This is a genomic window from Streptomyces sp. NPDC048636, assembly GCF_040650655.1.
Classification (GTDB): Bacteria; Actinomycetota; Actinomycetes; order Streptomycetales; family Streptomycetaceae; genus Streptomyces.
On the sequence record NZ_JBEZHR010000009.1, the window covers coordinates 124,847 to 151,651 of the forward strand.

Sequence of the window (26,805 nt, forward strand, 5' to 3'; positions counted from 1 at the left end):
GCCGGGTCCGGGTCCGGGTCCGTGGCGTTCGCGGGCGCCAACTCGCGTGCCGCAGCGCCGGTCGGATGCCTTGACTGGGCCCCGCCCCATCCGCACGATGACGTGGGCTTCCCCACCGGGCCGCCTCGTACCGCACCGCACCGCTCCATCCCCTCGCACCGCCGCGTCCCGAAGGAGCCCCTGCCCGTGACACCCATGACCGCGACGGCGCGGCCGGACCGGAGACCACAGGCGGGGGCGCCCCGTGGTGGTGCGCCGGGGGTACGGCGCACCACGGGGCACGGCGCCTGGTTCCTGGTGCTGCCCGCGCTGATCCCGATCCTGCTGCTGAGCGTCGGCCCGCTGCTGTACGGGATCGCGCTCGCGTTCACCGACGCGCAGTCGGGGCGTACCGAGCCCACCGAGTGGATCGGGCTGCTCAACTTCCAGGACCTGGCACATGACACGCTCTTCTGGGAGTCGTTCCGGATCGGGCTGGTCTGGGCGTTCGCCGTGTCCGTGCCGCAGTTCGTGCTGGCGCTCGGACTGGCGCTCCTCCTCAACCAGAACCTCCGCTTCCGCTGGCTGGCGCGGGCGTTGGCGATCGTTCCCTGGGCGATGCCGGAGGTGGTGGTCGGCATCATGTGGCGGCTGGTCTACCACCCGGAGGCAGGCATCCTCGGGGAGACGCTGGGCACCCAGCGGGACTGGCTGGGGAGTCTGGGCACCGCGCTGCCCGCGGTGGTGGTGGTCGGCATCTGGGCGCGGCTGCCGCAGGTGACGGTGGTGCTGCTGGCGGGGCTTTCGAACGTGCCGAAGGAGCTGCACGAGGCCGCGGCGATGGACGGCGCGGGCGCCTGGCGGCGGTTCCGTACGGTCACCTGGCCCGCCATCCGGCCGGTCGCCCTCGCCATCGGCGCGCTCAGCTTCATCTGGAACATCAACTCCTTCGCGCTGGTGTACGTCCTGACCGGCGGCGGGCCCGGCGGACGCACCCGGCTGCCGATGCTCTTCGCCTACGAAGAGGCGTTCCGCTACGGGCAGTTCGGCTATGCGGCGGCGATGGGATGCGTACTGGTCGCGGTGGTCTCGGTGCTGCTCGCGGTCCAGCTCGTCGGTCGGCTGAGGGGAGACGACCGATGAGCACGGCCTCACGTCCGCCACGCGCCGTGGTCGTCCGGCGCCGCGCCGCCCGCACCGGGCAGTACCTCGCCCTGCTGGGGTATCTGGTCTTCCTGGGCTTCCCGCTGCTGTGGCTGGTGTCCACCGCGTTCAAACCGCCGCGCGAACTGGCCAGCCTCCACCCCGGCTGGATCCCGGACCAGCCGACCCTGGACAACTTCCGTCAGGCGTTCGACGAGCAGCCGCTGCTGAGGGCGGGGGCCAACAGCCTGCTCGCCGCGCTGGCCGCCGCCGTCATCGCGGTCGTGATCGCGACCCCGATCGCGTACGTCATGGCCCGCCACCACCGGTCCCCGCTGTCCCGGGCCGCCACCGGGTGGGTGGTGGTCAGCCAGGCGTTCCCCTTCGTGCTGGTGATCATCCCGCTGTTCCTGGTGCTCAAGAACCTCCGCCTGGTCGACTCCCTTGCCGGACTGACGCTGGTGTACGTGGTGTGGTCCCTGCCGTTCGCGCTGTGGATGCTGGCCGGGTACGTCCGGGCCGTGCCGCCCGAACTGGAGGAGGCCGCGGCGGTGGACGGCGCGGGGCGGCTGCGCGCGCTGGTCTCGGTCACCCTGCCGCTGCTGGCCCCCGGGGTGGTGGCCACCGCCCTGTTCGCCTTCATCAACGCCTGGAACGAGTTCTTCTTCGCCCTCGTCCTGCTCAAGTCCCCGGAGAAACAGACGATGCCGGTGATCCTCACCCACTTCATCGGTGCGGAGGGCGTGGCCGACCTCGGACCGCTCGCCGCGGCCTCACTGGTGGCGACCCTTCCCTCTCTCGTCCTCTTCGCCGTCATCCAGCGGCGGATCACCAGCGGCACCCTGGCCGGGGCGGTGAAGCACTGATGCGCCGCCGGTCCCTGCTGGCCGGGGCGGTGGCCGCGCCCGCCGCCACCGCCCTGCTGCCCGGCTGCGCACCGGAGCGGCGCCGCGCGAGTGGCGGGAAGGCCAGGCTCCGCTTCCAGTCGCTGGCCTGGCAGAAGGAGTCGGTGGACGCCACCAAGCGGCTGGTGAGGGAGTGGAACGCGGCCCACCCGGACATCGAGGTGGAGTATGTCCAGGGCAGCTGGGACAGCGTCCACGACCAGCTCCTCACCTCCTTCGAGGCCGGTGAGGCGCCGGACATCATCCATGACGCCGCCGACGACCTGGCCGACTTCGCGTACGGGGGCTATCTCGCCGACCTCGACGGACTCCTCTCGCGGCGGTTGCGAGACGACATCCCGGAGCCCAGCTGGGCGACCGCCATGTTCGGCGACGGTGTCTTCGCGGTGCCGTTCCTCCAGGAGCCCCGGGTGCTCATCGCCAACCGCGCGCTGCTGGAGAAGGCGCGGGTCCGCGTTCCCACCGTCCAACGCCCCTGGAGCTGGGCGGAGTTCGAGGACGCGGCGAAGGAGCTGACCCGGGGCGGGACGCACGGGGTGGCCTGGCCGCTCAAGGAGCCGGTCTCCGCGACCCTCAACCTCTCGCTGTCCACCGGCGGCAAGCTCTTCCACCGGGGCGCGGACGGCAAGGTCACCCTCCGCTTCGACGCCGCCGACCAGCGGGTGCCGCGCACCATCCGCGACCAGGTGGTGCGCGACCGCACGGCCTCCCGGACCACCCTCGGCATGGGCGGCTCGGACACTCTGCCCGGCTTCTTCGGTGGCAAGTACGCGATGGTCCCGCTCGGCTTCTCCTACCGCCAGCAGATCGTGCAACAGGCGCCCAAGGGGTTCGAGTGGACCGTGCTGCCTGCTCCGGCCGGACCCCACCGTGATCAGCGGCAGGGGGTGAGTCCGCAGACGCTGTCCATCGCCGAGGACAGCCCATACAAGGAGGAGGCCGCGCGCTTCATCGACTTCCTGCTGCGACCGCCCCATATGGTGCGGCTCGCGCTCGGCGACTGGATGCTGCCGACGGGCCGCCGCGCACTGGACGATCCGGCGCTGCGCACCCGCAGATACGGCTGGGCCACCGGCACCGCGCTCGCCGGGTCGCTGGACCAGGCGCCCGCCCAGTCGGTACGCGGCTATCCGGAGTGGAAGGACAAGGTCGCCACCCCGGCGCTCCAGGAGTACTACAGCGGGGCCATCGGTCTGGACAGCCTGCGGGAGCGGCTGGTCAAGGACGGGAATCTGGTGCTGGCCCGCTATCAGCGGTAGGCCGCGCCGCCAGCTGGCTCGCCACCCGGCTCGCCACCTGAACGTGCCATCGACCCGGTCCACACAGGAGACCCATACCCCCCGGGAAAGGTTGCGTCGGTCCGCTCTTGTCTCTTCTCCTACGGGCTTCTTAGCTTCAAGTAAACGCTTGTCGAACGCCAGGAAGCTGAAGAATGACCCGAGACATACCGCCGCTCGCCGAAGTCCGCAGGATCACCGAGAAGAAGCGGGACGCGTGGTGGACCGTCATGCTCGTGGACCCGGTGGCCACCCCGCTGGTGCGCTGGACCGCGAAGTACACCCGCGCCACTCCCAACCAGCTCACCTGGGGCGCGTTCCTCGTGGGTCTGGCCTCCGCAGCCTGCTTCGCCCAGGGCGACTGGAGATGGCTGCTGCTCGGCGCGGTCCTCTACCACGTGAGCTTCATCTTCGACTGCATGGACGGCAAGCTGGCCCGGCTGACCGGGACCGGTTCGGTCTTCGGCGCCTGGCTGGACTTCGTCTTCGACCGGATCCGGGTCCTGGTCTGCGCGGTGGCCCTGATGGGCGGCCAGTACGCGCGCACCGGTGAGGTGCTCTACCTCTGGCTCGCGCTGGCCGTGGCCTCGCTGGACGCCCTGCGCTATATCGACTCGCTGGAGATCTTCAAGATCCGGCACGGGATGCGCAAGCAGATCAAGGCGCGGATGCGCGCCGCGCGCAAGGCCGAGAACGCGGCCGAACTCGCCTTCATGGAGGACCTGCTCCGGGAGAACCCCGAGGCCGATATCGAGCAGGACCGGGTCACGGTGGCCGCCCTGGAGAGGGACGGTGCGGCCGCCGTCGCCGAGACGGCCCCGGAGACGGTGGCCCTCGCGGACGTCGCGGAGGACGCCCCGGAGGGCGCACCGGCGGCCCGCCGCCCCGCCGTCGTCGATCTGCACCAGGAGTTCCGGCGCCGGTTCCCGTGGTGGACCCGGTGCCGGAACGTCCTGCTGCGCCACCGCATCCGCGCTCATCTCATCAGCGGCATCGAGTTCCAGATGGGTGTGTTCATCATCGGCCCCGCCGTCGACGCGGTGGTGGCGACGACCGTCGTCTCCGGTGTGCTGCTGCTCGTCTTCGAGCTGGCCATCATCTACAAACTGCTCCTGTCCACCCGGGACTTCGCCCGCACCCTGGACTCCTTCGACACGGCCGCCCTGGCCGTCCCCGCCCCGGTGGCGGCGTCAGCCACCCCGACCACTCCGGTCAGCTCCTGAGCCAGCACGAGCCACTGCGGGGGTGTGACAAAGCCGACCACCACCTCCCGCTCCAGCCCCGCCCGCCGGAACGCGGCGGTCAGCCGCCGGGCGGGGCAGACCCGGCGCAGTGACGCGTACAGCGAACCCCCGGCACCGGAGAAGCCCAGCTCCACCAGGCCCGCGTAGAGGGCCCGTTGCCGGGCGTCCGGCAGCAGCGGCCGCGGACGGCGGATCAGCCGCAGGATCCCGCCGTCCACGCCGGGCACCGGCCGGAAAGCGGTCCGTGCCACCCGGCCGCACAGCAGCCACTCCACCTCGGGCCAGGTGCGTACGGTCAGCAGGCTCCAGCGGCCGAAGTCACCGGTGCGCTTGCGGGCGTACTCGAGCTGGGTGAGCAGGGTCGCCGAGGTCAGCCCGGGTGCCCGCAGCGCCCAGTCGACGATCTCCGAGGTGCGGGCGTAGGGCACATTGCCCACCAGGGCGAACGGCTCCTGCGGGGGGTGTGTGGCCAGGAAGTCCCGGTGGACCACGCGCGCCGATGGATACGGGGCGAGCCGCTCGCGCAGCCCCGCGATCAGCTGGCGGTCGATCTCATAGCTGATCAGCTCACGGCAGAGCGGAGCCAGTGCCTCGGTGAGCACGCCCTTGCCCGCGCCGACCTCCACCAGGAGATCGTCCGGGCGGGGCTGGGCGGCGTCGACCACCCGGGCAACGGCGCCCGGATCGGCCAGGAAGTTCTGCGAGAGGGTGCGCCGCGCCTGGTCGCGAGCGGTGCGACGGGGCGCGGGGGAACGGTGTCGATTGCGGGCCACGGCCACGGTCCTTCCGGAGCCGGACGGACGGCGGTGGCAGCGATGACGGCAGCGCCGGACGGGCCCTGCCGCCCGTCCGGAACGAGTGGGTTCCTGAACTGGCGGGGGCCCTGGCCGAGGGCGCGCGGAAGTGGAGCAGTGGCGAGTTCGGTCGCGAGAGGGCGCGAGCGGACACCCGTGACGACGCGGCTGTCATGACGACGGGTCCGACGGGTCGCTCAGGACAGGTCGTTCACCACAGACGGTTCACCACAGACGGTTCACCACAGACGGTTCACCACAGACGGTTCACCACAGACGGTTCACCACAGAGGGTTCACCACGGTCGGGCGATTCACGGACTCGCGGAGAGACGGGGCGCGTCCGGGCCGGCCAGGGCACCGGGGCCGCGCCGCGGGCGGCGGATGAACAGGGCGGAAGCGCGCACACACGCCACCCCGGCACAGCCGCGGGTGGAGAAGCGGGTGAACACGCCGATGCCGGGACTGCCGCCCATCGGTGCCCTCCTCCTCATGCGTCCATGCGGGCCGTGTGCGATGACACGCAACCCCTGACACGGAACTCCGCCGTGTCCCCGGCACCGTACGGACCGGCCGGCTCATGGCACAACGGGTTTTCCCGCGGCCCGTCCGCACGGCCCCTGCCGTGGACCGCGACATCACCAGGAACCGGCCACCACACGGAACCGGCCGCGTGGCCGAGAGGCCACGCGACCGGTTGACGTCGCGGGAGGGGAAGCGGAGCCGCTAGACCTTGGCGTGCCGCGGCCGGTCGCTCGGGCCGGTGCTGTGACCGGCCATCACGCCCGCCGGGGCGGTGGCGGACGGCCGCGCCGGGCCCGCCTCATCATGGGTCAGATCGGGCAGCCACCCCAGCCACTTGGGCAGGTACCAGTTGCGCTCGTCGAGCAGCGTCATCACGGCCGGGAGCAGCACCCCGCGGATCACCGTGGCGTCGATGAGCACCGCGGCCGCGAGCCCCACGCCCATCTGCTTCATGCTCTGCATCGACAGCGTTCCGAAGATCGCGAAGACGGCGACCATGATGACGGCGGCGCTGGTGACCACGCCCGCGGTGGTGACCACACCGTGCACCACCGCGTCCCTGGTGGTGCGCCCGGCAAGCCGCGCCTCGCGGATCCGGGAGACCACGAAGACGTGGTAGTCCATGCTCAGCCCGAAGAGGATCACGAAGAGGAACAGCGGCAGCCAGGACACGATCGCGCCCACGCCCTCCGCGCCCACCAGGCCCGCGCCCCAGCCGTGCTGGAAGACCGCGGTGAGGATGCCGTACGCGGCGCCCACCGACAGCAGGTTGAGCGCGATCGACGTCACCGCGATGGTCAGCGACCGGAAGGACATCAGCATCAGCAGGAAGGCGAAGACCACGACGAAGGCGAAGACCGGGGTCACGGCCGAGCCCAGCTTGTCGTTGAAGTCCTTGGAGGAGGCGGTGGAGCCGCCGATCGGGGCCTCCACACCGTCCACCGCGCCGAGGGTCGACGGACGCACCTCGTCCCGCAGGACGGCCAGGCTCTTCTCGCTCTTCCCCTCGTCGGAGCCGCCGATCAGCGGCACCTGGAGGACGGCGACGTTCTGCCGGTCGTGGAAGGTCACCTTGACCGGGCCCTTGGAGGCGCCCTTGGCCACCGCGTCGGTACGGAAGCGGCTGATGGCCTCGCGCACCGGTGTGGCGTTGATGTCGTCGGCCTTGACGACCACCTGGGCCGGGTCGGGACCGCCGGGGAACGCGTCGTCGATGTGCTGGTAGGCGACCACGACCGGCAGCCGGTCGCCGAACTCCTGGTCCATGGTGAGGTTCGCGGTGTTCATGCTCACGGCGGGTACGGCGATGGCGATCAGCGCACCGCCCGCGAGCGCCAGGGACAGCTTGGGCCTGCGCAGCACCCGCGCCAGCACCGCGCGCCAGACCCGGCTCTCTCCGTTGCCCTTGCGCTTGGCCCGGGCCAGGAACGGCATCCGCCCCTTCTCCACCCGCTCACCGAGCAGCGAGAGCAGCGCGGGCAGTACGGTCACCGAGCCGATCATCGCCACCGCCACCACCATCAGGGTGGCCAGGCCCATCGCCTTGAACTCGGCGATACCGGTGAAGAGCATGCCCGCCATCGCCACGATGACCGTGACACCCGAGACCAGGATGGCCCGGCCGGAGGTGGCGGCGGCGATGCGCAGCGCGGTCCGGGCGTCCCGTCCGGCGGCGCGCTCCTCGCGTTCACGCCGCAGGTAGAACAGGCAGTAGTCGACGCCGACGGCCAGACCCACCAGCAGCATCACGGAGTTGGCGGTGTCGCTCATATGGACCCAGTGGCTGACCACCGCCACCAGACCGGTGGTGGCCAGGAACGCGGTCATCGCCAGCGCCACCGGCAGCAGCGCGGCCACCAGGGCACCGAAGGCGATCAGCAGGATGCCCAGGGCCACCGGCAGGGCCGAGAACTCGGCCTGCTGGAAGTCGTCGCCGAAGGCGTCGTCGAACGCCTTCTGGCCGCTGGCGTCACCGAACTCCTCGATACGCAGGTCCTGATGGGCGTCCTTGGCCTTGTCCACCGCGTCCAGCACCGGCTGGACGCGCTCCGACGCCGTCTCCGCGTCACCGCGCAGATCGAACTGCACCAGCGCCGAGCGCCGGTCGGCGGAGATGGTCCTGGTCTCGTACGGGGACTTCACCTCCGTGACGTCACCGGTGCCGCGGACCGCGGCGATCACCGCGTCGACCGCCTTGTGGAATTCAGGGTCGTTCGAGGTGATCCCGTCGCCTTTGGACTGGATCAGAACGCTTTCACCGGCCGCTTCGTCAATGCCCGCCTCGTCGAGAATCTTCGAGACGCGCCCGGACTCGCCGGGAACCTGCTCGCTGTCCGACACATCGACCCGTCCGGCCATCGATCCGACGGCCAGGGCGAGGATGACCAGAAGCACCCATCCGCCGACCGCGGTCCACCGGTGCCGGGCGCTCCAGCTCCCCGCGCGGGCCGCTATGCCACGCGGTCTCTCCAAGTGGTCCGTATCCGCCACGACGTCCCCTTTTCCTGTGGCGGCGACCCCGTGCCGCCACCGGGGAAAACGCTAGGCCGCGGCCGTGCGTCGACCCATCCTGCTGCCCGGTGACTCGACGGGCCGCTTTCTCCACCCTCCGAAGGGGGGACAGCCCTACCCTCCCGATTCAAGCCCCTTACACGTAAAGGTCGTTGGCTTGATCATCGTGGTGGTCCGGCGTTGCCTGCGTCACACCTTCCGGGAGATCTTGAATTGCTCCCATCAATCGGTCAGGGTTTCGAGTCAGCCCGGGGGGTCCTGGTGATTTCCCCTGGGTCGGCGCACTCAGTGCGATTCCCCCCACCACCGCACGAGGAGGATTTCCCTCGTCATGGCAGTACACAAAAAGCGCAACGCACGCCGTATCGGTCTCGCCGTCGCCGCAGCGGCCGCCGTCACCGCCGGTGCCTTCGTGGCCATCCCGGCCGGAGCCGCCACCGACACCCCTGCCGAGGGCAAGGTCTACGGGACCCAGTCCAAGCACGTCGTGGACGGCAGCTACATCGTGATGCTCAAGGGCGGCAAGACCATCCAGGCCGCCTCCGAGGGCAAGGACCTCGCCAAGGAGTACGGCGGCAAACTGCGCCGCAGCTTCGACTCCGCGATCAACGGCTTCTCCGCCAACAGCCTGAGCGAGACCGAGGCCAAGCGGCTCGCCGCCGACCCGTCGGTCGCCAAGGTGATCCAGAACCACCGGTTCACCATCAAGGGCACCCAGGAGAACCCGCCGTCCTGGGGCCTGGACCGGATCGACCAGGACGACACCAAGGGCGACAAGAAGTACGCCTACCCCGACACCGCGGGTGAGGGTGTCACCGCCTATGTCATCGACACCGGTGTGCGCACCTCGCACAAGGACTTCGACGGCCGCGCCACGTCCGGCTTCGACGCCATCGACAACGACGAGGACGCCGACGACGGCAACGGCCACGGCACCCATGTGGCGGGCACCATCGCCGGTACCGACCACGGTGTCGCCAAGAAGGCCAAGATCGTGGCCGTGCGCGTCCTGGACGACGAGGGCTCCGGCACCACCGAGCAGGTCGTCTCGGGTATCGACTGGGTGACCGAGCACCACAAGGGCCCGTCCGTGGCCAATATGAGCCTGGGCGGCGGCGTCGACGAGGCGCTGGACGCGGCCGTGAAGAAGGCCATCGACGCGGGTGTCACCTTCGCGGTGGCGGCGGGCAACGAGTCCTCCGACGCCGGTCAGAGCTCCCCGGCCCGGGTGAAGGAAGCGATCACCGTCGCCTCCAGCACCGACAAGGACGAGCAGTCGGACTTCTCCAACTTCGGCTCCGCGGTGGACATCTACGCCCCCGGTTCGGACATCACCTCCGACTGGAACAACGGCGACGACGCCACCAAGACCATCTCGGGTACGTCCATGGCCTCCCCGCATGTCGCGGGCGCCGCGGCCGTCTACCTCAGCGGTCACAAGGACGCCAAGCCGGCGGACGTCGCCAAGGCGCTGACCGGCGGTGCCACCGCCGACAAGATCAGCAACCCGGGCGAGGGCACGCCGAACAAGCTGCTGAAGGTCGTCAAGTAACACCTTCCGGTCCGCCGCGGCAGCCAGGCCGCCGTGCCCACCACTGGGGCACGGCGGCCGGTTCCGTCCCGCCACCCCGGCCACGCGAATGGCCACGAGTGGCCCAGGCGACCGGAGGGGGATTGGCCCTCGGGCCGGGGCCGGTGGCGGATTAGGGTCGTGGTCATGACCGCTACGGACGCTCCCGCCACCACCGTCGACTTCTACTTCGACCCCGTCTGCCCGTTCGCCTGGATCTCCTCGCGCTGGATCCTGGAGGTCGAGCGCCACCGGAACATCGATCTGCGGTTCCGGGTGATGAGCCTGTCGGTGCTCAACGAGAACCGGGAGGACCTGCCCGAGCGCTACCGCGAGTTGATCTCCAAGGGCTGGGGTCCGGTCCGCGTCTGCGTCGCCGCCGCACAGCACCACGGCGAGGAGGTGCTGCGCGATCTCTACACGGCCATGGGCACCCGTCTCCACAACGAGGGCAACAAGGACCGCGAGGCCGTCATCGCCGAAGCGCTCGCCGAGGTCGGCCTCCCCGCCGGGCTCGCCGCGGCGGCCACCTCCACCGACTACGACGAGGCTCTCCGCAAGAGCCACCACGAGGGCATGGACCCGGTCGGCGAGGATGTGGGCACCCCCACCCTCCACGTCGACGGCGTCGCCTTCTTCGGCCCGGTGCTCTCCTCGATCCCGCGCGGTGAGGACGCCGTCCGCGTCTTCGACGGGGCCCGGCTGCTCGCGGGCTACCCCGACTTCTTCGAACTGAAGCGCACCCGCACGGGGGAGCTGGACTTCGGCTGACGGCGCCTGGCCACGGCAGCCGCGGCGGCGCTCGAAGGCGGCGGGCTCAGGCGCTCAGCAGGGCCGGGGCGGCGGTGCGGGACGCGTCGTAGCGGTGGAGGAGGAGACGGGCGAGTTCGGGGGCGGGGCCGAGGACGTCGGCGAGGATGTCCGCCCCCGCCTCGCGGGCGCCCTGGGCGATGCGGTCGGGGAGACGGCCGGGGGCGATGACGTACGGGGCCACGGCCACCCGCCGGACGCCCTCGGCGCGCAGCGCGCGGACCGCGTCCTCGGTGCGCGGGAGGGAAGCGGAGGCGAACGCGGGTCGCACGGCGCACCATCCGGTGTGCCGCCACTCCCGCGCGATTTCAGCGATCACCGCGATCGCCTCCGGGTCGGTGGAGCCCGCCGAGGCCAGCACGACCCCGGTGGAGCGTCGGTCGGCCGGGCGCAGTCCGGCCTGGTGCAGTCGGCGGTCCAGCGCGTCGGTGAGCAGCGGGGAGGGGCCCAGCACCTCGGTCTGCCGGACGGTCAGCCGGGGGTGGCGGGCAGTGGCCTCGCGCAGCACCGCGGGGATGTCGGACTTGGCGTGGAAGGCGCGGGTGAGCAGCAGGGGGAGCGCGGCGACGTCCGTGACGCCCTCGGCGGCGAGCCGGGCCAGGACCTGGTGCGCACGGGGCGCGTTGAAGTCCAGGAAGGCGGCCTCCACCCGCAGCCCCGGCCGCAGCGACCGTACCCGCGCGCAGAGCGCGTCGACGGTCGCCGCGTGCCGGGGGTCGCGGCTGCCGTGGGCGATGACCAGCAGGGCCGGGGGCGTGGCGGACATCAGCGGGCGCTCGCCAGCAGACCGCGGCTGCGCAGCACGCGGCGCTCGATCGGGGCGAAGACCAGCAGCTCGATGGCGATACCGACGACGAGGATGAGAGTGATGCCGAGCAACACCCCCGCCATATCGGAGTTGTTGCGCTGGTTCTCCAGGTACTGGCCGAGTCCCAGCCCGAGTTCGGGGGACTTGGCGATGATCTCGGCGGCCATCAGGGAACGCCAGGAGAACGCCCAGCCCTGCTTGAGGCCCGCGACATAGCCGGGCAGCGCGGCGGGCAGCAGGATGTGCCGGGCGCTGACCAGACCGCGGGCACCCAGGGTGCGTCCGGCCCGCAGGAACAGCGGGGGCACCTGGTCGATCCCGGCCACCAGGCCGTTGGCGATGGAGGGGACCGCGCCGAGCAGGATGACGGTGTACATCATCTGGTCGTTGAGGCCCAGCCAGATCACCGCGGGCGGCACCCAGGCCACCGAGGGCAGCGACTGGAGCCCGGACAGGATCGGGCCCAGCGCGGCGCGGACGAACTTCACCCGCGCCACCACCAGTCCCAGCGGGGTGGCGATGGCCAGCGCGATGAGGAAGCCGAGCAGCCCGCGCGAGACGCTGGTCCAGATGATGTCCAGCAGTTCGCCCTGGAGCCACAGCTGTCGCAGCGCGTCCCAGACCAGGCCCGGGTCGGGCAGTTTGTAGTCGTCGGTGACCTCGGCCACGACCAGCAGCTTCCAGATGGCCACCACCAGGGCGATGGCCACGATCGGCGGCAGCACCTTCTGCACCAGCACCTCGGTCGGCGAGGTGCGCCGGATCTGCACGGTGTCCAGGGCGTCGAGCCCGGCTTCCAGGCCCTCCATGTCCTGGGCGTCCCTCTTACCGGAGGGCTTACCGGCCGGGGCGGTGCCGGTCGTGGTCTTCTCGGTGGCGGACACGCCGGTGGCGTCGGTCGCGCCGGTGGTCTCAAGCCCGGCCATGGCGGCGGATCTCCCCACGCAGTTCTTCGGTGATCTCTACGGACAGGTCGGCGACGGCGGCGTCCTCGATCCGGCGCGGCTGCGGAATGTCCACGGACCAGTCGCGGACCACCCGGCCGGGGCGCGAGGACAGCAGCACCACACGCTGGGCCAGCCGCACGGCCTCGCGGACGTTATGGGTGACGAACAGGACGGACACTCCCGTCTCCCGCCAGATCCGGGTCAGTTCGTCGTGCAGTACGTCGCGGGTGATGGCGTCGAGCGCGGCGAACGGCTCGTCCATCAGCAGCACCCGGGAGTCCTGCGCCAGCGCGCGGGCCATCGCCACGCGCTGCCGCATCCCGCCGGACAGCTCATGCACCCGCTTGCCGTAGGAGCCGCCGAGCCGCACCAGCTCCAGCAGCCGTTCCGCCTCGGGCCTGCGGTCGGCCCGGGGCACCCCGCGCAGCCGCAGCGCCAGCTCGATGTTCTTGCCCGCGGTCAGCCACGGGAACAGGGCGTGCTCCTGGAACATCAGGGCCGGGCGGCCGCCGGGCACCTCGATGGCCCCGGCGGTCGGCTTGTCCAGATCGGCGATGAGATTGAGCAGTGTCGACTTGCCGCAGCCGGAGGCGCCCAGGATGCAGACGAACTCCCCGGGCCGCACCGTGAGGTTGATGTCGTCGAGCACGGGCTGTGCGGCGCCGGCCCGGCCGAACGCCTTGTGGACGTGGTCGATGCGGACCGCGGGGTCCGCGTCCGCGGCCGTCGTCGCGGTCGTGCCCGCCGGATCGGCCTTCTCGGTGGTCAGTGCCGGGGACATCCGGTCACCTCCTGATGGGTGCGTAACGGCGTACCGTGCGTACGGGGGGCGGGCGGGCTACTTCGTACCGAGTCCGGCGTCCGACACCGTCGGCTTGCCCTCGGCCTTGAGGACCTTGTTGAGCAGGGTGAGGTCGTAGATGCCCTTGAGGTCCGGCTTCTCCAGCAGACCCGCCTTGACCGCGTGGTCCGCCTCGGTGTTCAGCGTCTGCGCCAGCGGGTCATCGGTGACCTGGATGCTCTTCCACGCCGGGTCGATCACCTCGGGCGGCAGCGGCTTTCCGGTCTCCGCCTTCAGCGCGGCGTTGGCCGCGTCCTTGGCCTGACCGGGGTTGGTCTTGATCCAGTCGTTGGTCCGCACCGAGCCGCGCAGTACGGCCTCGACCACCTTCGGATGCTCCTCGAGGAACGACTGCTTGACGATCAGGTTGGTGATCACGAACTTCTTGTCCGGCCACAGCGAGGACTCGTCGAGCAGCACCTTGCCGCCCTCGGCGACCAGCTTGGAGGCGGTCGGCTCGGGCACCCACGCACCGTCGATGGCACCGGACTTGTAGGCGTCGGGGGTCACCTTGTTGTCGGAGCGGACCACCGACACATCGCCCTTGCCGCTCTGGGCGTCGACCTTCCAGCCCTTCTTGCCGATCCAGTTGAGGAACGCCACGTCCTGGGTGTTGCCGAGCTGCGGGGTGGCGATCTTCTTGCCCTTGATGTCGTCCTCGGACTTGATCTTGTCCGGGTTGACGACCAGCTTGACGCCCCCGGAGACCGAGCCCGAGATGATCCGGAGGTTCTCGCCGTGCGATTTCACATAGCCGTTGATGGACGGCGAGGGGCCGATCCACCCGATGTCGATGGAGCCCGCGTTGAGCGCCTCGATCTCGGACGGTCCCGCGTTGAAGACGAACGGCTTCACCTGGGTGCCGCCCAGCGCCTGCTGGATGGGGCCGCCCTTGCGCAGCCCCACCAGGGCGGTGGCGTGGGTGAGATTGGCGAAGTAGCCGACCTTCACCTCGTCCAGACCGTCGACCTTCTTGCCGCCCGCGGCGGGAAGGGCGGAGGCGCCCTGGTCGTCGTTCTTCTTGTCCGATCCGTAGCCGCAGGCGCCGAGCGCGCCCAGCAGCAGCGGGAAGATCGCGGCGGCCGCGAGGAGACGGGTGCGGCGGCGGGGCAGCGGCCCGGCCGGTCGGGCGGGAGCGGGGCGGTCGGCGTACGACACGGGAGGTGTTCCTCTCGCAGGGCCGGGCAGCGTCAGGGGACGCCCGGCAGGTCACGGGGTCTTCGGTTCCGGTGGAGCGGGGCAGGGCACGGCAGGGGGTTACGCGTCAGCACACACATCGCCCGACCCCTCCCTGGCCGCTGCCACGGGCGCCGCTGCCGACGCGGCCGCCCTCCTTCGCGAAGGTCGAGAATGCTTCTCCGGCCATGATCAGAAATCCCACCCGTCGTCCTCGGAGTCGTCCTTGACGGGCTCCGGGGAGGCGAACGACTCGCCGACCATGCCCGCGGTGAGCGTGGTGCCGTCGCTGGGGTCGATGAGGATGAAGGAGCCGGTGCGGCGCGAGTCGGCGTAGGAGTCGACCGGCAGCGGTTCGGCGGTGCGGATCTTGACCCGGCCGATGTCGTTGGCGACGAGCTGCCCCGGGTGCGGGTGCAGGGACAGGTCGGACAGCGTGAGCCGGGACGGGATGTCCTTGACGATCGCCTTGACCGTGCGGGTCCCGTGCTTGAGCAGCACCCGGTGGCCGACGGTCAGGGCCTGGTCGGCGACGTGGCACACGGTCGCCTCGATGTCCTGCGTGGTCGCCGGGGCGTCCTTGCTGGGCACGATCAGATCGCCGCGCGAGATGTCGATGTCGTCCTCCAGCAGGAGGGTCACCGACTGTGTGGTCCAGGCGACGTCGACCGGCTCGCCCAGCAGCTCGATACCGGAGATCCGCGACGCGCGGCCGGACGGCAGCACCGTCACCGCCTCGCCGACGTGGAAGGAACCGGCGGCGATCTGGCCCGCGTAGCCCCGGTAGTCCGGGTGCTCGGCGGTCTGCGGCCGGATCACGAACTGCACGGGCAGACGTGCGTGGCAGTGGCTCAGGTCATGGCTGACCGGGACCGTCTCCAGGTGCTCCAGGACGGTCGGGCCGCCGTACCAGTCCATGGTGGCGGACGGCTCCACCACGTTGTCACCGGCGAGCGCGGAGATCGGAATGGCGGTGACCTCGGGGACGCCCAGCTCGGTCGCGTACGCCGTGAACTCCTCGGCGATCGCGGCGAAGGCGGGCTCCCGGTAGTCCACCAGGTCCATCTTGTTGACGGCCAGCACCACATGCGGCACCCGGAGCAGGGCCGCGATCGCGGCGTGTCGGCGGGTCTGCTCGACGACGCCGTTGCGGGCATCGACGAGGACCACCGTCAGCTCGGCGGTGGAGGCGCCGGTGACCATGTTGCGGGTGTACTGCACATGGCCCGGGGTGTCGGCGAGGATGAACCGCCTGCGCGGGGTGGCGAAGTAGCGGTAGGCCACGTCGATGGTGATGCCCTGCTCGCGTTCGGCGCGCAGGCCGTCCGTCAGCAGCGCGAGGTCCGGGGCCTCCTGGCCACGGCTGCGGGAGACGTGCTCCACGGCCTCCAGCTGGTCGGCGAGAACCGACTTGGAGTCGTGCAGCAGCCGGCCCACCAGGGTCGACTTGCCGTCGTCGACGGAGCCGGCGGTGGCGAACCGCAGCAGGGTGGTGGCCGAGAGCTCCTCGGTCGTGAGCGTGCTCATGGTTAGAAGTACCCCTCGCGCTTGCGGTCTTCCATCGCGGCCTCGGAGAGCTTGTCGTCGGCGCGTGTGGCGCCGCGCTCGGTCAGCCGGGACGCGGCGATCTCGGTGATGACCTGCTCCAGGGTCACCGCGCCGGAGTCGACGGCGCCGGTGCAGGACATATCGCCGACGGTGCGGTAGCGCACCTGCCGCTTCTCGACGGTCTCGTCGTCCTTGGGCCCGCCCCACTCGCCCGCCGTCAGCCACATCCCGGCACGCTTGAACACCTCGCGCTCATGGGCGAAGTAGATCCCGGGGAGCTCGATGCCCTCGCGGGCGATGTACTGCCACACGTCCAGCTCGGTCCAGTTGGAGAGCGGGAAGACACGGACATGCTCGCCGGGCGCGTGCCGTCCGTTGTAGAGGTTCCACAGCTCGGGGCGCTGGCGGCGCGGGTCCCACTGCGAGAACTCGTCGCGGAGGCTGAACACCCGCTCCTTCGCGCGGGCCTTCTCCTCGTCGCGCCGTCCGCCGCCGAAGACGGCGTCGAACCTCTCCGTCTGGATCTTCTCGGTCAGCGGCAGCGTCTGGAGCGGGTTGCGGGTGCCGTCCGGGCGCTCCTTGAGCACACCGCGGTCGATGTAGTCCTGCACCGACGCCACGTGCAGCCGCAGTCCGTGCTCGGCGACGGTGCGGTCCCGGTAGTCGATGACCTCGGGGAAGTTATGCCCGGTGTCCACGTGGAGCAGGGAGAAGGGCACCGCCGCCGGGGCGAACGCCTTGAGCGCCAGGTGCAGCATGACGATGGAGTCCTTGCCGCCGGAGAAAAGGATCACCGGCCGCTCGAACTCGCCCGCCACCTCGCGGAAGATGTGCACCGCCTCGGACTCCAGCGCGTCCAGGTGGGACAGCGCGTAGAGGTCGTCGTCCCCGGCCGCGCCGGTGCCGTTGACCGCGGCAACCGTCGTCATGCTGTGCCCCTCTCGCTCGCCCCGCCGCGGTGGCGGCCGGTGTCACTCTCGCCCGCCCGTCGCGCGGGCGCGGATATCGCTGTGGTGTGCGGTCCGGTGGCCGCGTGTGCGTCGCTCACGCGAGTCCCCTCTCGCTCAGCAGCGCCCTGAGCGCCGCCGCGGATTCCTGTACGCCCTGCTGGTGCGCCTCGATCCGCACATCCGGGTCGGCCGGGGCCTCGTACGGGTCGTCGACCCCGGTGAGCCCCGAGATCTCGCCCGCCGCCTGCTTGGCGTAGAGCCCCTTGACGTCCCGCTCCGAGCACACTTCGACCGGGGTGGCCACATGCACCTCCAGATACGGGGTGCCCTCCTTCTGGTGGCGCGCGCGCACCGCCTCACGGCTGTCCGTGTACGGGGCGATCACCGGGACCAGCACCTTCACCCCCTGGGAGGCGAGGAGTTCGGCGACGAAGCCGATCCGCTGGACGTTGGTGTGCCGGTCCTCGCGGGAGAAGCCGAGCCCCGCGGAGAGGAACTCGCGGATCTCGTCGCCGTCGAGCACCTCCACCCGGTGGCCCTCCCCGCGCAGCCGCTCGGCCAGGGCGTAGGCGATCGTGGTCTTCCCGGCGCTGGGCAGGCCGGTCAGCCACACGGTGGCTCCGGTGTGCAGGGGCGCGCTCATCTCGTTCTCCTGGTCGGCGGCCATCAGCCGTGCAGCCCGCATTCGGTCTTGGTGCTCCCGGCCCAGCGGCCGGAGCGGGCGTCCTCGCCCTCCAGCACCCGCCGGGTGCAGGGCGCGCAGCCGACCGACGGATAGCCGTCCATCAGCAGCGGGTTGGTGAGCACACCGTGCTCGGCCACGTACGCGTCCACATCGGCCTGTGTCCACCGGGCGATCGGGGAGACCTTCACCTTCCGCCGCTTGGCGTCCCAGCCGACGACCGGGGTGTTCGCCCGGGTCGGGGACTCCTCGCGGCGCAGCCCGGTGGCCCAGGCGTCGTACCCGCGCAGCCCCTCCTCCAGCGGCTTGACCTTGCGCAGCGCGCAGCACAGGTCGGGGTCGCGGTCATGCAGCTTCGGGCCGTACTCGGCGTCCTGCTCGGCCACCGACTGGCGCGGGGTGAGCGTGATGACGTTGACGTCCATCACGGCGGCCACCGCGTCCCGGGTGCCGATGGTCTCGGGGAAGTGGTAGCCGGTGTCGAGGAAGACCACATCGACACCGGGGAAGGCGCGGGAGGCCAGATGAGCCACGACCGCGTCCTCCATCGAGGAGGTGACGCAGAACCGCGGGCCGAAGGTGTCGGCCGCCCAGCGCAGGATGTCCAGCGCCGGGGCGTCCTCCAGTTCACGGCCCGCCCGTTCGGCGAGCGTCTCCAGATCGTCGGTCTGCTGAAGCCGGGTCATATCGCGGTGCCCCCTTCTCCGGTCGGTTCGCGCCGCAGGCCCTTGGCCAGCAGCCCGAGGAACGACAGGCGGAACGCGCGGTTGCAGGAGGCGCATTCCCACGCCCCGTGGCCCTCCTCGGAGGGGCGCAGGTCCTCGTCCCCGCAGTACGGGCAGTAGAACGGCGCGGCACGCTCACTCATGACAGCGCCTCCTCACTGGCCCGGGCGGCCCAGGTGGCGAACCGCTCGCCGTCCTCGCGCTGCTCCTGGAAGCGGCGCAGCACCCGCTCGACGTAGTCGGGCAGTTCATCGGCGGTGACCTTCAGCCCGCGCACCTTGCGGCCGAAGCCGGGCTCCAGGCCCAGCGCGCCGCCCAGGTGCACCTGGTAGCCCTCGACCTGGTTGCCGTCGGCGTCGGTGACCAGCTGGCCCTTGAGGCCGATGTCCGCGACCTGGATCCGGGCGCAGGCGTTGGGGCAGCCGTTGAGGTTGATGGTGAGCGGCTGGTCGAACTCGGGCAGCCGCCGCTCGAGTTCGTCGATCAGCGCGGAGCCGCGGCCCTTGGTCTCGACGATCGCCAGCTTGCAGAACTCGATACCGGTGCAGGCCATGGTGCCGCGGCGGAACGGGGACGGCTTGACCTGGAGGTCCAGCGACTCCAGTCCGGAGACCAGCGACTCCACCTGGTCCTCGGCCACATCGAGCACGATCATCTTCTGCTCGACGGTGGTGGTCAGCCGTCCGGAGCCATGGGCCTCGGCCAGGTCGGCGATCTTGGTGAGGGTCGCACCGTCGACGCGGCCGACGCGCGGGGCGAAGCCGATGTAGAAGCGCCCGTCGCGCTGGCGGTGGACGCCGATGTGGTCACGCCACTGCTGGACGGGCTGCTCGGGCGCGGGCCCGTCGGCCAGCGGACGCTTCAGGTACTCGTCCTGGAGCACCTGGCGGAACTTCTCCGGGCCCCAGTCGGCGACCAGGAACTTCAGCCGGGCGCGGTTGCGCAGCCGCCGGTAGCCGTAGTCGCGGAAGATCGAGACGACCCCGGCCCAGACCTCCGGGACCTCCTCCAGCGGGACCCAGGCGCCGAGCCGGACGCCGATCTTGGGGTTGGTGGACAGTCCGCCGCCGACCCAGACGTCGAAACCGGGGCCGTGCTCGGGGTGGCGCACACCGACGAAGGCCACGTCGTTGATCTCGTGGACGACGTCGAGGACCGGGGAGCCGGAGACCGCGGTCTTGAACTTGCGCGGCAGGTTGGAGAACTCCTTGCTGCCGATGTAGCGGCGGTGGATCTCCTCGATGGCGGGGGTGCCGTCGATGATCTCGTCCTCGGCGATCCCGGCGACCGGGGAGCCGACGATCACGCGCGGGGTGTCACCGCACGCCTCGGTGGTGGACAGGCCCACGGCCTCCAGCCGCTTCCAGATCTCCGGCACGTCCTCGATCCGGATCCAGTGGTACTGGATGTTCTGCCGGTCGGTGATGTCCGCGGTGCCGCGGGCGAACTCCTGGGAGATCTCGCCGATGACGCGCAGCTGCTCGGTGGTCAGCCGTCCGCCGTCCACCCGGACCCGCATCATGAAGTGCTTGTCGTCGAGCTCCTCGGGCTCCAGCACGGCGGTCTTGCCGCCGTCGATCCCGGGCTTGCGCTGGGTGTACAGACCCCACCAGCGCATCCGCCCGCGCAGATCGGAACCGTCGATCGAGTCGAAACCGCGGTGGGCGTAGATCGTCTCAATGCGTGTCCGCACATTGAGACCGTCGTCGTCCTTCTTGGTCTGCTCATTGCCGTTGAGCGGGGTGAAGTGCCCCGCGGCCCACTGGCCTTCGCCGCGGTGGCGTCCGGCCTTGCGGCGGGGTGATGCGCTTACGCGTTCCGGGGTGGCGGCCATGGCGGTGTGTGTCCTTCTGAGCGGCTCGGTGCGGCGGATGGTGCTCGCGACACCCTCTGACCTGCGGCGGTGCGCAGGCGGGCACGGCGCTTCGGCGGTACCGGGTGCGATTGGTGCGGCGGGGGAGGTCCCGCGGCGGCGCCCGCCCACGTCGTCGGGGGCGGTGGTCGGGGGCGTCGGGGACTGTGGGGGTGCTGCCCGGGGCCTCGAGGGCCCTGAAGAGGTGCGGGTCAGCCCGCCGGACAGATGGCGCTGGACATGCGGCCGAGGTCGACGTGGCGTCGACTCACCAAGGCAATTCCAGCTCGAGACATGGAGGAAGCGTGGCACGGTGGTCTCTGAGGAGTCCACCGCTATCCACTATTTGGACGGTAACGTCTTACATCGCGAGACGATGTGGTGTGGGTCACCCAGTCGTCTCTGGGGTGTCCGGCTCGGGGGCGTCCGGCGCGCCGGTGTCCGGCTCGGTGGTGATGTCGAAGATCCGGAAGCCGCGCCGCTGGTAGTTGTCCAGTGCGTGCGGTCCGTCCTTGCTGCACGTGTGCAGCCACACCCGCTTCGTCGGCGGCTGCCCCAGCAGCCGCTCGCCCTGGTCCCAGGCACGGCGGATGCCGCAGGTCAGCAGGTGTCCGCCGATCCGGCGGCCGCGGAAGGCGGGCAGCAGCCCGAAGTAGACGATCTCGGCCACGCCGTCGTCCTGGCGCTCCAGCTCGATATACCCGGCCGGGGTGCCGTGCTCGTACGCCACCCAGGTCTCCACACCGGGCCGGTCCAGATACCGCTCCCACTGCTCACGCGACCACTCCAGCCGGTCGGTCCAGGAGACATCGGCGCCGACCGAGGTGTAGAGGAAGCGGCTGAACTCCGGGTTCGGCACCTCCGCCCGGACGATCCGCACCCCCGCGTCGGCCGCGGGCTCGCGCGCCGGGCTGAGATCCGCGGGCGAGGTCTGCTCCAAGGACCACGTGGTCACTGTGCTGCTCATGGTGGACAGACAACCATGGACCGGGCGACGGCCGGGAACCGGGCGGTTGCCGTGGCAAGCGGTTGTCCGGAAACGGTGGACGGAGGGCGGTCCCATGGGCCACCGTGGGAGCGCTCTTTGACATGTCTCGCACAGAAACGGTGGCCGCTGCCGCCGGTGCCGGAGGAACAGCGCCGTCCGACGAACCGCCCCAGCGATCCGACGACGAGGGAGACCACACCCATGATCCGCACCAGCACCAAGGCCGCAGCACTGCTCGGCGGCGCGCTTCTCGCGGCCACCGGCCTCGCCACCGCCCAGGGCGCGTTGGCGGTCCCCGCCGCACCGGCCGCCCCTGTGACGGCCACCGCGCCGACCGCCGTCACCGTCCCGAGCGCCACGAACACCACGAGCGCCACCGCGCTGGCCAAGCTCAGCCACGCCGACGCGACCGGCCGACTGCGGAACGCGGGGATCAGCTGGACCTCCAGCGGCGGCTGCTCGGACCGCAACCAGCCGACCTGTACCTCGTTCGAGCAGGTCAACCTGGCCACCATCCAGGGCGCGGTCACCCTCAAGCAGGCCAGCGGCTGCGCCCTCACCATCACCGGCGGTACGGAGACCGGGCACGCCTCCGGCACCTACAGCCACTGGAACGGCTACAAGCTCGACTTCAGCCCCACCAGCTGCCTCAGCGGCTACATCACCCGCACCTTCACCAACATCGGCCCGCGCCCGGGCGACGGGGCCCAGCAGTACCGCTCCGGCGCGGGCAACATCTACGCCCGCGAGAGCAACCACTGGGACGTGCTCTTCTACAACTGCGGCGGCTGCTGATCCGACCCCCGTCCGCCCGGTTGCAACGCGGCGCAACCTTTGCGCCCGGCCGTACCCGGCACGGACAGTGGGCCCGGCGCGCGGAGGGCGGTGCCGAGTCGGCGCGGCATCCCCTCCGCCGACGCACACGGCGCGCGAGGCGCGCGGGGCTGGCGGGGGCAGGCGAGGCGCGCAGGGGCAGCCGAGGGGCGCGTACGGGCCGGTCGCCGGATGAGCCGGGCTGAAACCGCCCGATACGGTGAGAAGGTGCAGCCAGCAAAAGAACCCTCCAAGCCGTCCGGTCGGCTCAACAAGGCCCGCGCCCTCTACCGCAATGTCTCCAAGCGCAGGATGGCCTGGCTGCTGCTCAAGGACACCGTCAACTCCTGTATGGAGCACCGGGTCACCGGCCTCGCCGCCGAGGCGGCCTTCTTCACCCTGCTGTCCCTGCCCCCGCTGCTGCTGGGCCTGATCGGACTGCTCGGCTACTTCGACGCCTGGACCGACACCGAGACGGTGGCCACCATCCGGCAGAACATCCTGGACGCCTCCGGGACCGTCCTGTCCGACAAGGGCGTCAAGGAGATCGCCCGGCCGCTGCTGGACGATGTCATCGAGGGCGGCCGCCCCGACGTGATCTCACTCGGCTTCGGTATCGCCCTGTGGTCCGGCTCGCGCGCGGTGAACGTGTTCGTCGACACCATCACCATCATGTACGGGCTGGAGGGGCGCCGAGGGATCGTCAGGACCCGGCTGCTGGCCTTCCTGCTCTACCTGGTCGCGCTGCTCGTCGGGGCGGTGGCGCTGCCGCTGATGGTCGTCGGACCGGAGGCGGTGGTGGGCCTCCTCCCGGCCAGTGGCGGTCTCGTACGGGTGCTGTACTGGCCCGTGGTGATCCTGCTGTCGGTCGCCTTCCTCACCACGCTGTACCACGTGTCGGTGCCGGTGCGTTCGCCCTGGCGCGAGGACGTGCCCGGTGCGCTGGTGGCCCTCACCATGTGGGTGTTCGGCAGCTTCCTGCTGCGCATCTACCTGGTCCACACCGTGGAGGGCCCGACGATCTACGGTTCGCTGGCCGCGCCGGTCGCCGTACTGCTGTGGATCGGTGTGTCCGCCTTCGCGGTGCTCGTCGGCGCGGCGGTCAACGCCGCGATCGACCGGGTCTGGCCGTCGGTGGCCACCGCCGCCGGACGTGCCGAGCGGGCCGCCCGCGCCCGCGAGGAGGCGGCCCGGCTGCGGTCGCGGGGCCAGCACACCGCGGACGACGGCGCGGCGGAGATCAGCCCGCCGTCGGAGTTCCCCGAGCGCTGGGCCCAGTTCCTTCCGCACGCCGATATCCGGGCACGGCTGCACACCAAGCGCGAGCAGGGGGAGCGGACCGGCGAGAACGGCGCCGCGAAGCCCACCGGGAAGTCCGCCGAGAACGGTGCCCAGGGGGCGGCGCGCGCGGAGAAGCCCGAGCGCGCGCCCCGGCAGGAGGCCCGACGGCCCGAGGCGGACACCGCCGCGGACGGATCCGCGGAGACCACCCCGGACGACAGCCACCGCGCCGGAACCCCGCCGCTCTGAGCCCTGTCCGGTGGGCCTCACCGGGCCCGCGCCGCCCGGCTGTCGAAAGGCGACCGGCCGCCGCCCGGAAAACCCGTGGTGCCGACGCGGGCCGTCGGACTACAGTGAGCACGACCCGATCCGGGGGCCACTGGCCGCCGTGAGTCAATACGTCGATACGGAGAGAAGGAGGTGTGACCCGATGGCCGTCTTCGCGCTGGGCGCTGCCCGCAACCAGGAGTTCATCACGTCCACCTCCGTGGCTTCCGGCTGATTCCACGTCATGTCTCCGCGCCCGAGCGGCGCGCGCCGGGGCCACCCCTGTGAAGGGTCACCCCTTGTCTTCCTCTTTCTCTTCGTCCTCCACTTCGTCGTCCTCTCCGCTCGGCGCTTCCCCGGACCCGCTCGCCCCGTACGGCTGGGACGAGGGCTGGGAGGCCGCCTTCGCCCCGTACGCCGAGCGGGGACTGCTGCCCGGCCGGGTGATCCGTGTGGACCGCGGCCAGTGCGATGTCCTCACCCCCGTCGGCACCCTGCGGGCCGACACCGAACTGGTCACGCCCCACGATCCGATGCGCATCGTGTGCACCGGCGACTGGGCCGCCGTCGACCCCGACGGCGATCCGCGCTATGTGCGGACGCTGCTGCCGCGCCGCACCGCCCTGGTGCGCTCCACCTCCTCCAAGCGGTCCGACGGCCAGGTGCTCGCCGCCAACGTCGACCACGCCGTCATCGCCGTCTCCCTCGCCGTCGAGTTCGACCTGGGCCGCCTCGAGCGGTTCGCGGCCCTGGCCTGGGAGAGCGGGGCCCAGCCGGTGGTCGTCCTCACCAAGGCCGACCTGGTGCCCGACCCCGCCACCCTGGACCATCTCGTCGACGACGCCACGACGGCCGCGCCCGGGGTCCAGGTGCTGCCCGTCAGCTCGTCGACGGGGGAGGGGCTGGATGTGCTGTCCGCCGTGCTCGCCTCCGGCACCGCCGTACTGCTCGGCCAGTCGGGCGCGGGCAAGTCCACTCTGGCCAACGCGCTGATCGGGGAGGCCGTCCAGGTCGTCAACGAGACCCGGGACAGCGACGGCAAGGGCCGCCACACCACGACCACCCGCGATCTGCTGCCGCTGCCGTGGGGCGGTGCGCTGATCGACACCCCGGGGCTGCGCGGGGTGGGGCTGTGGGACGCCGGGAGCGGTGTCTCGCAGGCGTTCGCCGAGATCGAGGCGCTCGCCGGGGGATGCCGCTTCCACGACTGTGCCCACCGCACGGAGCCCGGGTGCGCGGTGCTCGCCGCCGTCGAGGACGGCTCGCTGCCGCACCGGCGGCTGGAGAGCTACCGCAAGCTGCTGCGGGAGAACGAACGTCTCGCGGCCCGGACCGACGCCCGGCTGCGGGCCGAGATCCGGCGGGACTGGAAGCAGAAGCAGGCGGTCGGCCGGCATATGGCGGAGGCCAAGCGCGGACCGCTGCGCAAGCCGTAGCGGACGTCATGGCGCCGCCCCGTGTCCGGCGTTCCCGGGCGCGGGGCGGCGCCTTACGGCGGAACGCGCCCGGGATGCCGATTCGGGTGGCCGAGCGCGGTAACTCGACACCAGGATGGTTCTCAGGGCACAGGGCGCCACACGGTCGACCACACCGCCGGATTCGGCAGAGAGCGGGTTGCGATGAACGACGGCATGGACGAGTACGACGTCGTGGTGCTGGGTGCGGGACCGGTCGGCGAGAACCTGGCGGACCGCACTCGCGCCGCCGGGCTCTCCACGGCCATCGTGGAAAGCGAACTGGTCGGCGGCGACTGCGCGTACTGGGCCTGTGTCCCCAGCAAGGCGCTGCTCCGCCCGGTCCTCGCCCGCGCCGAGGCGCGCCAGGTCCCCGGGCTGCGCCAGGCGGTGGGCGGACCACTGGACAACGCCGCCGTCTTCACCCACCGTGACTACTTCGTCTCGGACTGGAAGGACGACGGTCAGATCGACTGGCTGGACTCGGCGGGCATCACCCTGGTCCGCGGCCACGGACGGCTGACCGCTCCGCGCCAGGTCACCGTCACCGGTCCGGACGGACAGGAGCGCGTGCTCACCGCCCGGCACGCGGTGGGACTCTGCACCGGCAGCCGGGCCGCCCTGCCGAACCTGCCCGGACTCGCCGAGGCCCGCCCCTGGACCAGCCGCGAGGCCACCAGCTCGTCCACGGTGCCGCGGCGGCTGGCGGTGGTGGGCGGTGGCGTCGTCGCCGTCGAGATGGCCACGGCGTGGAACGCCCTCGGTTCCGAGGTGACGGTACTGATCCGCGGCTCCGGGCTGCTCCAGCGGATGGAGCCGTTCGCGGGTGAGCTGGTCGCCGAGGCGCTGACCGAGGCCGGGGTGAAGATCCGTACCGGTACGTCGGTGACGGGCATCCGGCGGGACGGTACGGACGGGCCGGTCACCCTCACCCTCGAGGGCGGGGAGACCCTTGAGGCGGACGAGGTCCTCTTCGCCACCGGCCGGGCGCCGCGCACCGAGGACGTGGGCCTGGAGACGGTCGGGCTGCGGCCCGGTGGCTGGCTGGACGTGGACGACACCCTCCGGGTGCGCGATGTGCCCGGCGGCTGGCTGTACGGCGCGGGCGATGTGAACCACCGGGCGCTCCTCACCCACCAGGGCAAGTACCAGGCCAGGGTCGCGGGCGCGGCGATCGGCGCGCGGGCGCAGGGCGTTCCGCTGCTGGAGACCGACCGCTGGGGCGCGCACGCCGCGACCGCGGACACCGCGGCCGTACCGCAGGTGGTCTTCACCGACCCGGAGGTCGGCGCGGTCGGGCTGACCGCGGCCGAGGCCGAGGCCCAGGGGCGCAGCGTCCGGGTGGTCGATTACGACATGGGCCAGGTCGAGGGCGCGGCGCTCTACGCGGACGGCTACCGGGGCCGGGCGCGCATGGTCGTCGACCTGGACCGGGGCCATCTGATCGGGGTCACCTTCGTGGGCCCGGGAGTGGGGGAGCTGACGCACGCGGCCACGGTGGCGGTGGCGGGCGAGGTGCCGCTGGAACGGCTGTGGCACGCCGTTCCGTCGTTCCCGACGATGAGCGAGATCTGGCTCCGGCTGCTGGAGACCTACCGCGGCTAGGTCGTGGGGGGGGGGGGGGGGGGGGGGGCCCCCCCCCCCCCCCAAGACGAAGGCGAGGGCGGGCGGGGGGGCGGGCGCGGCGCGCCCTCCGGGGAGCGGGGGGTGGGCGGG

General features: G+C 71.5%; 24 protein-coding genes and 1 pseudogene. 10 read left to right on the forward strand and 15 right to left on the reverse strand.

All coding sequences use genetic code 11. The features are described from left to right. Positions 1-195: 195 nt before the first annotated feature. From AB0C66_RS24045 to AB0C66_RS24060, 4 genes and pseudogenes are all read left to right on the forward strand, one after another. Positions 196-1,122, forward strand: a complete 927-nt coding sequence (locus AB0C66_RS24045; protein ID WP_362442624.1) for a sugar ABC transporter permease — start codon at positions 196-198, stop codon at positions 1,120-1,122. Further along, positions 1,119-1,988 (forward strand): carbohydrate ABC transporter permease, encoded by an 870-nt coding sequence (locus tag AB0C66_RS24050; RefSeq protein ID WP_362442166.1) that lies wholly within the window; start codon positions 1,119-1,121, stop codon positions 1,986-1,988. The genes AB0C66_RS24045 and AB0C66_RS24050 overlap by 4 nt, the downstream gene beginning before the upstream one ends. Beyond that, positions 1,988-3,286 carry an extracellular solute-binding protein gene (locus AB0C66_RS24055; RefSeq protein ID WP_362442169.1) on the forward strand — a complete coding sequence of 433 codons (1,299 nt, stop codon included), beginning with the start codon at positions 1,988-1,990 and terminating at the stop codon, positions 3,284-3,286. Before AB0C66_RS24050 ends, AB0C66_RS24055 begins: the two co-directional genes overlap by 1 nt. 173 nt (positions 3,287-3,459) lie before the next feature. Continuing rightward, positions 3,460-4,458, forward strand: a pseudogene (locus AB0C66_RS24060) (CDP-alcohol phosphatidyltransferase family protein); the annotation flags it as partial. Here the strand turns inward: AB0C66_RS24060 and erm are convergent. The 3 genes from erm to AB0C66_RS24075 all read right to left on the reverse strand — a co-directional run bounded on the left by erm (position 4,404) and on the right by AB0C66_RS24075 (position 8,356). Next, entirely contained in the window at positions 4,404-5,321 is a 918-nt protein-coding gene (gene erm, locus AB0C66_RS24065) for an ErmE/ErmH/ErmO/ErmR family 23S rRNA (adenine(2058)-N(6))-methyltransferase (protein WP_362442171.1), read from the reverse strand. The pseudogene AB0C66_RS24060 and the gene erm sit on opposite strands and share 55 nt — an antisense overlap. A 334-nt stretch (positions 5,322-5,655) precedes the next feature. Beyond that, on the reverse strand, positions 5,656-5,817 hold the full coding sequence (locus tag AB0C66_RS24070) for a hypothetical protein (RefSeq protein WP_362442174.1): 162 nt from the start codon (positions 5,815-5,817) through the stop codon (positions 5,656-5,658). Between the two features lie 250 nt (positions 5,818-6,067). Next, entirely contained in the window at positions 6,068-8,356 is a 2,289-nt protein-coding gene (locus tag AB0C66_RS24075; RefSeq protein ID WP_362442176.1) for an MMPL family transporter, read from the reverse strand. Positions 8,357-8,708: 352 nt separating this feature from the next. On the opposite strand from AB0C66_RS24075, the gene AB0C66_RS24080 reads away from it, so the two are divergent. Continuing rightward, the gene (locus AB0C66_RS24080) at positions 8,709-9,929 is read left to right on the forward strand and encodes a S8 family peptidase (protein ID WP_362442178.1); all 1,221 of its coding nucleotides are present in this window, start codon (positions 8,709-8,711) and stop codon (positions 9,927-9,929) included. Between the two features lie 165 nt (positions 9,930-10,094). After that, positions 10,095-10,718, forward strand: coding sequence for a disulfide bond formation protein DsbA (locus AB0C66_RS24085; protein ID WP_362442181.1), 624 nt, complete (start codon positions 10,095-10,097; stop codon positions 10,716-10,718). A gap of 46 nt (positions 10,719-10,764) precedes the next feature. On the opposite strand, the gene AB0C66_RS24090 is transcribed toward AB0C66_RS24085, so the two are convergent. From AB0C66_RS24090 to AB0C66_RS24145, 12 genes are all read right to left on the reverse strand, one after another. Then, positions 10,765-11,523 (reverse strand): sirohydrochlorin chelatase, encoded by a 759-nt coding sequence (locus AB0C66_RS24090; RefSeq protein ID WP_362442184.1) that lies wholly within the window; start codon positions 11,521-11,523, stop codon positions 10,765-10,767. Then, a complete protein-coding gene (locus AB0C66_RS24095) occupies positions 11,523-12,374 on the reverse strand; it encodes an ABC transporter permease (protein WP_362442627.1) in 852 nt (283 codons plus the stop codon). Before AB0C66_RS24095 ends, AB0C66_RS24090 begins: the two co-directional genes overlap by 1 nt. Before the next feature lie 103 nt (positions 12,375-12,477). Next, positions 12,478-13,293 carry an ABC transporter ATP-binding protein gene (locus tag AB0C66_RS24100; RefSeq protein WP_362442187.1) on the reverse strand — a complete coding sequence of 272 codons (816 nt, stop codon included), beginning with the start codon at positions 13,291-13,293 and terminating at the stop codon, positions 12,478-12,480. 57 nt (positions 13,294-13,350) lie between these two features. Next, a complete protein-coding gene (locus tag AB0C66_RS24105; protein ID WP_362442190.1) occupies positions 13,351-14,511 on the reverse strand; it encodes an aliphatic sulfonate ABC transporter substrate-binding protein in 1,161 nt (386 codons plus the stop codon). 210 nt (positions 14,512-14,721) lie between these two features. Then, positions 14,722-16,056: a GTP-binding protein gene (locus AB0C66_RS24110; protein WP_362442193.1), complete on the reverse strand. Its 1,335-nt coding sequence runs from the start codon at positions 16,054-16,056 to the stop codon at positions 14,722-14,724. Positions 16,057-16,058: 2 nt separating this feature from the next. Then, on the reverse strand, positions 16,059-17,006 hold the full coding sequence (cysD, locus tag AB0C66_RS24115; protein WP_362442196.1) for a sulfate adenylyltransferase subunit CysD: 948 nt from the start codon (positions 17,004-17,006) through the stop codon (positions 16,059-16,061). 115 nt (positions 17,007-17,121) lie between these two features. Beyond that, complete coding sequence (cysC, locus tag AB0C66_RS24120; RefSeq protein ID WP_362442630.1) at positions 17,122-17,694, reverse strand: adenylyl-sulfate kinase; 573 nt, start codon at positions 17,692-17,694, stop codon at positions 17,122-17,124. After that, the gene (locus AB0C66_RS24125; RefSeq protein ID WP_362442199.1) at positions 17,694-18,395 is read right to left on the reverse strand and encodes a phosphoadenylyl-sulfate reductase; all 702 of its coding nucleotides are present in this window, start codon (positions 18,393-18,395) and stop codon (positions 17,694-17,696) included. The genes cysC and AB0C66_RS24125 overlap by 1 nt, the downstream gene beginning before the upstream one ends. Next, positions 18,392-18,577, reverse strand: coding sequence for a hypothetical protein (locus AB0C66_RS24130; RefSeq protein ID WP_362442201.1), 186 nt, complete (start codon positions 18,575-18,577; stop codon positions 18,392-18,394). Before AB0C66_RS24130 ends, AB0C66_RS24125 begins: the two co-directional genes overlap by 4 nt. After that, on the reverse strand, positions 18,574-20,268 hold the full coding sequence (locus AB0C66_RS24135) for a nitrite/sulfite reductase (protein ID WP_362442204.1): 1,695 nt from the start codon (positions 20,266-20,268) through the stop codon (positions 18,574-18,576). Before AB0C66_RS24135 ends, AB0C66_RS24130 begins: the two co-directional genes overlap by 4 nt. A 230-nt stretch (positions 20,269-20,498) precedes the next feature. After that, positions 20,499-20,582: a putative leader peptide gene (locus tag AB0C66_RS24140; protein WP_309471194.1), complete on the reverse strand. Its 84-nt coding sequence runs from the start codon at positions 20,580-20,582 to the stop codon at positions 20,499-20,501. A gap of 92 nt (positions 20,583-20,674) precedes the next feature. Next, a complete protein-coding gene (locus AB0C66_RS24145) occupies positions 20,675-21,253 on the reverse strand; it encodes a GNAT family N-acetyltransferase (RefSeq protein ID WP_362442206.1) in 579 nt (192 codons plus the stop codon). A 222-nt stretch (positions 21,254-21,475) separates the two neighbouring features. On the opposite strand from AB0C66_RS24145, the gene AB0C66_RS24150 reads away from it, so the two are divergent. The 4 genes from AB0C66_RS24150 (at position 21,476) to AB0C66_RS24165 (ending at position 26,694) form a co-directional block, all read left to right on the forward strand. Then, positions 21,476-22,069 carry a hypothetical protein gene (locus AB0C66_RS24150; RefSeq protein ID WP_362442209.1) on the forward strand — a complete coding sequence of 198 codons (594 nt, stop codon included), beginning with the start codon at positions 21,476-21,478 and terminating at the stop codon, positions 22,067-22,069. 246 nt (positions 22,070-22,315) lie between these two features. Further along, on the forward strand, positions 22,316-23,617 hold the full coding sequence (locus AB0C66_RS24155) for a YihY/virulence factor BrkB family protein (RefSeq protein ID WP_362442213.1): 1,302 nt from the start codon (positions 22,316-22,318) through the stop codon (positions 23,615-23,617). A 317-nt stretch (positions 23,618-23,934) separates the two neighbouring features. After that, on the forward strand, positions 23,935-25,071 hold the full coding sequence (rsgA, locus tag AB0C66_RS24160) for a ribosome small subunit-dependent GTPase A (RefSeq protein ID WP_362442216.1): 1,137 nt from the start codon (positions 23,935-23,937) through the stop codon (positions 25,069-25,071). A 183-nt stretch (positions 25,072-25,254) separates the two neighbouring features. Then, positions 25,255-26,694: an NAD(P)/FAD-dependent oxidoreductase gene (locus AB0C66_RS24165; protein ID WP_362442219.1), complete on the forward strand. Its 1,440-nt coding sequence runs from the start codon at positions 25,255-25,257 to the stop codon at positions 26,692-26,694. The last annotated feature ends 111 nt before the right edge of the window (positions 26,695-26,805 follow it).